The sequence below is a fragment of the Peptoniphilus sp. BV3AC2 genome, assembly GCF_000478945.1.
In the GTDB taxonomy this organism is placed as follows: domain Bacteria; phylum Bacillota; class Clostridia; order Tissierellales; family Peptoniphilaceae; genus Peptoniphilus_B; species Peptoniphilus_B duerdenii.
The window spans coordinates 1-8,396 of record NZ_AWXD01000017.1 but is presented as its reverse complement, the minus strand read 5'-3'; the positions used below and the strand labels follow the sequence as shown (position 1 = coordinate 8,396).

At 32.5% G+C, this 8,396-nt stretch carries 4 protein-coding genes; all 4 read left to right on the top strand.

The window, feature by feature from the left end; genetic code table 11:
- Window positions 1–5,160 (top strand): Cna B-type domain-containing protein (locus HMPREF1252_RS09540; protein ID WP_023059514.1); only part of this gene is annotated, 5,160 nt, incomplete at its 5' end.
- Window positions 5,150–5,806, top strand: coding sequence for a class C sortase (locus HMPREF1252_RS04200; protein ID WP_023059512.1), 657 nt, complete (start codon window positions 5,150–5,152; stop codon window positions 5,804–5,806). The genes HMPREF1252_RS09540 and HMPREF1252_RS04200, both read left to right, overlap by 11 nt.
- Before the next feature lie 405 nt (window positions 5,807–6,211).
- A complete protein-coding gene (locus tag HMPREF1252_RS04190) occupies window positions 6,212–6,502 on the top strand; it encodes a DUF3847 domain-containing protein (protein WP_019191465.1) in 291 nt (96 codons plus the stop codon).
- Between the two features lie 394 nt (window positions 6,503–6,896).
- The coding region (gene mobQ / locus HMPREF1252_RS04185) for a MobQ family relaxase (RefSeq protein WP_023059513.1) at window positions 6,897–8,396 on the top strand (1,500 nt) is incomplete at its 3' end.

The window sequence follows — 8,396 nt, the reverse complement described above, 5'->3', positions numbered from 1 at the left end:
GGGNGGGGGGGTACTCTAAAGGTAGTATTTACAAGCCTTGTAGAGGATGAAACAGATGTAAAAGGTAGTATTGCTATCGAAGGTAGCCTACTAAGTATAAATAATCCTCCTAAAGAAAAAGAATCAGAAATTAAAGAAGACGAAACATCAATCGATAAAACAATCGAAGAAAAAGAATCAGAAATAAAAAAAGACGAAACATCGACTGGAAAAACGATGTTTGCTCAAAATAATGAAAATAAATCAACAGATGGAAAATGCTCTAATATCGAACTTAGCTTAGATATAGAATCATCAGATAAGACAGAATATTATGGATCTGATACAATTCAAAGTAAAGTTGTAATTGATGGAAAAGGACTTAAGAATGAAGTTGAAGGATTATATTATGATGTCATTTTCCCTTCAGAAGAGTTTACAATAAGAAACGATGGAAACTGGGATCCTATTGATGTGACAAGATGGGAAGACCCAAATAATCAAGGAAAGTATATAGATTCTTCAGCTACTATCCAAGATTATCCTTTGATTGATAAGGTGGAAAAGAGAGTAGAAGATGGGAAGACCATCTATAGAGTTTATTTAAAAGCCATAGATTCGACTACCACTTTAAAGATACCTTATACTTTCAGTTTTAAAGATAACATTACACCACCAGACTATAAATTCCAACCAGAAGTTAAGCTTTATGATGCCAATGGATGTCTTGTAAAAGAAGCAAAAGACAAAGAATATTCTATTAAGTATGTTGACTTTAGGGGAAGAAAATTAGTGAACTTGTCTAGTGAAAAAAACCAAATGAATTATGGTGGTAGTGAAGACAAAAACAATCCTCGAAGAATATCAGAAGACGACACAAGACCAGTAAATTTTCAATTCCAGTTAGAAGCTATTAATGGTGGATACAAAGGAATGAATGCAAGGGCTCTTAAAAGTTATATAATAACTGATACCTTGCCAACCTATACTGATGCAGATGGTAAAGAAAGGACAGCTGAGTTTAGACCAGAAGAAAACTCAGGCTGGGTGCTCTCTCCTGATGGAAAAACGGTCACTTACAATCTTAAAGAAAGGAAAAGACATACTGTTAAGGATGAAGAATTTTTAAATGGTGGTGCTGGAGGAGACCTTTATGAAGAAGGCGTTCAGTTAAAATTAAGATTCCCAGGAGCTAAAACCAATTCAAAGGATACTCCAAAAGATGATAAAGTATATTATGACAATAGTGTTGATATAGAGGCAATACCATATAACCCAAGTAAAGGGGAAGTCTATAAGGCTTCAGCTAATTTGAGTTTTCAATTGACATCTGACCCATTAGATGGAAGTGGCGTATTTTGGAAGAATAACGAATATGATGCTGGAATACTCTATCCAGAATCACCAGCTAAGACTTATTATGATCCAACAGGAATGGCTAGTGCAGAAGTAAATTATAGCGTTTATCTACAAAATAGGACACCTAATCCTATGAGAGATATAGTAATAATTGAAGATGCTAAAAACTTTGATCCAAGACTTTATGTATCAGGTATAATTTCACCACAACAAACTACACCTAATAAAAAATACGTGGACTCTAGTCAGTATGAAATAAGGGGCATTAAATCAGATGGGACTTATGATATTATAACGGAAAAATTATTCAACTATACTGAGTATCCAATAAATAAACTTGCACAGGAAGAAGCAAAAAATATAAGAAGGCAAGTTCTTGATGGAAAGATAGAAAGAGAAAATGCTCCAGCTGTAAATCCAGAGTATGATAAAGTAGAGATACATTTTAATAATTTTGAACTGCCAGTAGGTGCTCAGCTTAAATTCGGTGTAAGAATGAAGTACAAGGATCCTTTTAAGGTTAAATTTGAACCGGATAGAGCCCTTAACAATACAGCAGAGGTAAATTTAAAATCCGGAGAGGATGAATATAATTTTACAGCATCAGCAGATAAATACCTCATTCCAATAGAAGAGTCTGTTAAGCTTGATAAGCGTACAGACTATAGAGGCAATTCTACTCCTAAAGTTGGAGATAAAGTAAGGTTTGATATAAATTATGATTTTAAAGGATTGTCTAATCAAAGAGAACTTTCAAACCTAACTTTTGTAGATCTTTTACCTGAGGGTATAACTGTAAGTACAGATCCAAAAGAATTGGGTTTGTGGGGTAGTGCCGAAAAAGGATTTAATTATAGATATGAGATAGTAAAGAATTACAACAACACTGGAAGAGATGCTCTTATTTTAAAAGTTGACAACTTTTTAGTGGGTGACTATAATACTGCCAATGGTAAGGTATTTAGATTTATGTTTGATGGAAGAATTAATGAGAATATTGTTCCAGAGAAGGCGATTACAGAAAAGCTTAATAATGACAATATAGTATATTCTTACTTCAATGATGACCAATCTGTGTTAAACCCTAAGGTTGGTGACCCTATGTCATCTACAGTAGTTGTTGATAAGCTTGATATAAATAATAATGGTAATACTCATGACTCTATCTTGATGGCGAAGTCAAAGGTAACCTCTACTTTGGCACAAAGTGTAAAAAGTATTAAAAGAATAAGAAGTGTAGAACCAGCAGAAGAAAATGGGGACCTTGTATATGACAGGGCATTTTCATTAGATACAGTTACTAATTATGCTGATAAAGCCAATGATAAATTAGGTATGTTTGAATATCAGCTGAGAGTAAATAACTATATAGAAGAGCCTTTAAAGAATTTAGAAATTTATGATATCCTACCAAGTTTTGTAGATGGAAATAACAAATATAGAAATAAGCTTGTCGATGAAATAAAAATCTATAAAGCTGGTAAAGATGTAACAAGTGATTTTTCTGTTTTTTATACGACGGATGAGAATCCTTCAGATGATCCAGTAAAAGCTGTAAAAAGTCAAAATTGGGTTAAAAATCCAACATCATATGAAGAAGTTACTGCTATAAAGATAATAGGTAATATCAAACCTGTATTAGGAAATTATGAAACCCTAGACATAAGGCTTCAAATGAAAGCTCCGGAATATCCTGGCAGCAATGTTCTTAATGATAAAGTCGCAACGAACAGCTTCTTTGTAAGATATGCAGATAATGGAAATTTCGGAGAATCTAATTCTGTTACGAATGGATTAATAAAAAAAGAAGACATCAAAGTCGAAAAGATTTGGCAAGATAAAGATGGCAAAGTTATAGACGCTCCAGTCGACAAAATAGAAGTAGAACTTTACAAAGATGGACAAGCCACAGAAAAGAAATTAGAATTAGATAAATCCAACAACTGGAAAGCAGAATTCAAAAACTTAGAATTAGAAGATAAATCCGACATATATACGATAAAAGAAGTCGGAGAAAAAGACGGCTCAATCAAGTTTGGAGATAAATGGTATGATGTTTCATATACGAGAACAAAGGAAGATGGTTTTAAGATCACAAATAACGAACAAAGTCCATTGACTCCATTAGACCCACCAAAGACAGATGTAAAAGTCGAAAAGACCTGGCAAGACAAAGATGGAAAAGAACTAGCGGCACCAGTAGAAAAAATTGAAGTAGAACTCTACAAAGACGGAAAAGCTACAGGTGAAAAGAAAGAACTAAACAAAGCTAACAATTGGAAAGCAGAATTTAAAGATCTGGACGTAGTAGAAAAGACAGATTCAGAAAAGACCTACGAATACACAGTAAAAGAAGTTGGAGAAAAAGACGGAAACATTACCATAGGCGACAGCAAATACAAAGTAAACTACAACGGAAGCATGGAAGAAGGCTTTAAAGTAACAAATAAGTTAGAGGAAACATCAAACCCATGGACACCAATAACTCCATCAAAAGAAGACCTTAAAGTAGAAAAAATTTGGCAAGATAAAGATGGAAAAGAAATAGCAGCCCCAGTAGAAAAAATAGAGGTAGAACTCTACAGAGACGGAAAAGCTACAGATAAAAAATTAACTCTAAATGCAGAAAACAACTGGACTGGAGAGTTTAAAGACTTAGATGTAGTAGAAAAACTAGAATCAGAAAAAGCCTATGAATACACAATAAAAGAAGTAGGAGAAGAAAAAGGTCTATATGAACTAGAAAATAAAAAGTTTAGAGTAAGTTACACAGGATCCATGGAAGAAGGCTTTAAGATAACAAATAAGTTAGAAGAAACAACAAGTCCATGGACACCAATTACTCCATCAAAAGAAGATCTTAAAGTAGAAAAAATTTGGCAAGATAAAAATGGAAAAGAAACAGCAGCCCCAGTAGAAAAAATCGAAGTAGAACTCTATAGAGATGGAAAAGCTACAGGCAAAATGCTAGAACTAAACAAAGCCAATAATTGGAGTGGAGAATTCAAAGACTTAGACGTAGTAGAAAAATTAGACTCAAAAGAAGCCTATAAATATTCAGTAAAAGAAGTCGGAGAAGAAACTGGTTCAATTAAGCTTAAGGGAAATTGGTACAAAGTAAATTACAGTGGGTCTATGAAAGATGGCTTTACAATAACAAATAAAGAAGAGACTAAAACACCGCCTACACCACCAACACCATCTGAACCAGATACTATAACTATTAAAGTTAAGAAAGACTGGACTTTATATGGAAATAAACCAGTAGATAAAATACTAGTAGAACTTTATAGGGATGGAGAAGCTACTGGAAAAATTCTTGAGTTAAATAGGGACAATAATTGGAGTGGAGAATTTAAAAACTTAGATGTTAAGAAAGGTACACATTCTACGCACGACTACCACTATACGATAAAAGAAATTGGCGAAGCAGGAAATGCAATAAAGCTAGATGGAAGATGGTTTGATGTCAATTATCTTGGCAATATGAAAGATGGATTTACAATTGTAAATAAAGAAGAAAAACCAAAGGAGCCAGGTAAGCCAGAAGAACCAAATACACCAAATAAACCTAATGACCCACAAGAACCAAATACACCTGAAACTCCAAAAGAGCCAGAAAAACCAAATAACCCCGGAAAACCAGTTAAACCAAATACTCCTAAGACTCCTTTGCCAGGTAAGCCTCTACCTAAAACAGGAAACGGATTAAATCCATCAACCTATGCTTGGATTTTACTAGGACTTGGTAATCTTTCTACTTTTGCTGGAATTCAAAGAAAAAAGAGAATAAGATCAAGAAGAAAGAAAAATGTCAAATAAGCAAAAAAAAGATCATTTAAGTAAACTTCTTATCGCAGTCGGGTTAATATTCATTGTTTTTTCTATTGCCTTTCTATTTCTAAACCATAAGAGGATAGAATTAAAGAAAGAAGAATCCATTAATCTGGAAAAACAAATAAAACAAGAATTACCTCCTTTTGAAAATTACGAAAAAAAGGACGAAACAAAACAAAGTGTTGCACCAAAAGACTCCATAGAAGATACAGCTATAGGCGTTCTTAGAATCGATAAGATAGGAGTAATTACCCCTATTAGTGATAATACAAGTGAACAATCTTTATTAGCAGGTTCAGGTATTGTTGAGGATACAGATATACCGACTTCAGAGGAAAATACTATAACTGTTCTTGCGGGGCACAGAGGAGGAATAAACGAAACACAATCCTTTCTAAATATTGATAAGTTGGAAAAAGGTGATGAGCTAAAAATTACTACAAGAGAAGAAGAACTCTATTACAAAGTAGTAGATAAAGAAGTGATTGAACCTACGGATTGGAGTAAATTTACACGAGAAGAAGGAAAGACCAAACTCTTTTTAATGGCGTGTCACCCCTATCCCAAAAACGATAAAAGGCTTTTAGTAAAAGCTGAGCTAATCAAAAATGATGAAGAGATAAACAATTAAATTAGCAATATAAAAAACTATCCATTGAAATTATTCTTTGGATAGTTTTTTGGTATGACGGGTATGAAATCGGCTGCAAATTTTCATGAAAATTTGTCAGTTTATTAAAGTTGTTTAAAATTAAAAAATAAAGAATTGAATAGAGAAGTAGCATTCTATTTAACTTCAATTATTAGGCAAGCTTTAAAAAATACTGAATATAAAGATCAAATATCTAGCACAGTATTGACAGATATAAAAATTAAATTGCCAATAGACAGTAGAGGTACTTCAGATTGGGATTACATGGAAAGAAATATAGAAAACATAAAATTAAAATGGAATATAGCAAATTATAATATTTAAAACGAAAACGATTAGAAATAAAAATCTAGTCGTTTTTTTATTACAAGAAAGGATATAAGTATGAAAAAATTAGAACAAATAAGACAAGAGTCAAAAGAAATAAAAGATAAAATTGATGATACAGAGGAAAGATTAAGGCAACTAAAAAATCAAGAAAAGAAGATATTAAAACAAGACATAGAAAAAAGAAGAAAAGAAAGAACCCATAGGCTAATAACAAGAGGAGCAATCTTAGAAAGCCTTATAGAAAATGCAGAAGAACTAACAGATGAAGAAATAAAAATCCTACTAGAAGAAGCAACAAAGACAAAAGAATTTAAAGAAACACTAAAAATAATAAGAGAAAATTAGGGACAATATAATAATTAAATCTCCCTTAGATTTTCTAAGGGCGCAATTATACACCCTAAAGGGTGATTGCGACCTGCGGTGCTTTTGCCCTACTGGGAGTAAAAAAAATGTGAAGCATTTTTACTTTGATGTTATCCGAGGAGCTGAACGAAAAATAATCGTTCGCTTTTTTAATGTCAAGGGTAAAATGCACTTCGCTACCGCTCAGCCCTTGACATTAAAAATTTGAAATGTAATCAGACGGCAAGCCGACACACTGAAACAACAAGAGTTGAAAATTCAGTAGTCGGCTTTTTATATTTTAACATTTCAAATCGCTCACTTACGGAGCGAAGATACACAAATCTTATAAGCCTCCACCTAAAACAACAAAGAAAGAAAGGAAGTGATAAAAATGGCAGACAGTTTTCATTTTTCAGTAAACATAATATCAAGAGGAAAAGGCAAAAGTGCAGTAGCAAGTGCAGCATATATAAGTGGAGAAAAAATAAAAAATGAATGGGACGGAGTAACCCATGACTACACCAAGAAACAAGGAGTAATTAGCAAAGAAATATATTTACCAGATCACGCACCAAAAGAATATAAAGAACGAAAAACCTTGTGGAACTCAGTAGAACTATTTGAGAAAAACTCTAATGCCCAACTTGCAAGAAACTTTATCATATCTTTACCAAAAGAATTAAGCATAGAAGAAAATAAAAAGATGATAGAAGAATATGTTAAAAACAATTTTGTAAAAGAGGGAATGATAGTAGACCTAGCAATTCATGATGAAAGTAGAGAGGGAAATCAAAACATTCATGCTCATATAATGACCATAGTAAGACCAATAAATGAAGATGGAACATGGGGGCAGAAAAGTAAAAAAGAATATATCCTAGATGAAAAAGGAGAAAAAGTATTAAACAAAAATGGAAAACCAAAGACAAGAAAAGTAGAACTAACAACCTGGAATGATAAGGGCAATGTAGAAAAATGGAGAGAAAATTTTTCAGACCTTTGCAATGGATATCTAGCAAAGAATGATATAGAAAAAAGAGTAGACCATAGGAGTTTTAAAAGACAAGGCATAAAACAGATACCAACAATACATCTAGGAGCAAGTGCTAGTGCAATGGAAAGAAAAGGAATAAGGACAGAAAAAGGAGATATAAATCGTGAAATAAAAAAACAGAATGAACTATTAAAAAACATAGGCAATGAAATAAAGAAAATAACATCATGGTTAGCAGGCTTTAAAGATAAGCTAAAAGAATCATACAAGGAATATAAAGACCAGAGTAAAAAGCAAATCGAAAATGAATCAGGACTCTTTAACCTCTATGAATATTTAAGCTTCTATCAAGAAATGCAAGAAAACAATAGAGCTGGATTATCATTTTATGGGAAAAGAAACAAGGCAATCTATGATCTAAAAAGATATGCAAGTGGAATAAATTATCTAAGAGAAAACAAAATAAAAACCATATCAGACCTACAAGGACATATAAACACCCTAAGAAGTAAAAACTCTGAAATATATAAGACCATAAAAGAAAACAGTCAAAAGATAGAAGACCTTAATAAGTGCTTAGCCTATGCAAAGACTGTAAGAAAAACAAAAGCAACCTACCAAGAATATGAAAGCAAGAAAATATTCAAAGAAAGCTTCTACAAGAATAACCAAAAGGAAATAGACCAACATATAAGGGCAAGAAACTTAATTGAAAAAATCAGCGGAAAGAAAAATTTAAGAGAAAAAGAATGGTTAGGAGAAATTAAAAACTTAGAAGATGAAATCAGTAAATTAAATACAGAGTCAGAAAAGATAAGGGAAAGATACAAGGAAATAAATCATATCAAATATGCAGTAGAAGTAGTGAATAAAGAATATGGTATCGACCTATCAATA

What these genes read in the sequence shown, in the direction of transcription:
- HMPREF1252_RS04200 (WP_023059512.1), top strand. Translation starts at nt 5,150, where the DNA reads ATGTCAAATAAGCAAAAAAAAGATCATTTAAGTAAACTTCTTATCGCA.
- HMPREF1252_RS04190 (WP_019191465.1), top strand. Translation starts at nt 6,212, where the DNA reads ATGAAAAAATTAGAACAAATAAGACAAGAGTCAAAAGAAATAAAAGAT.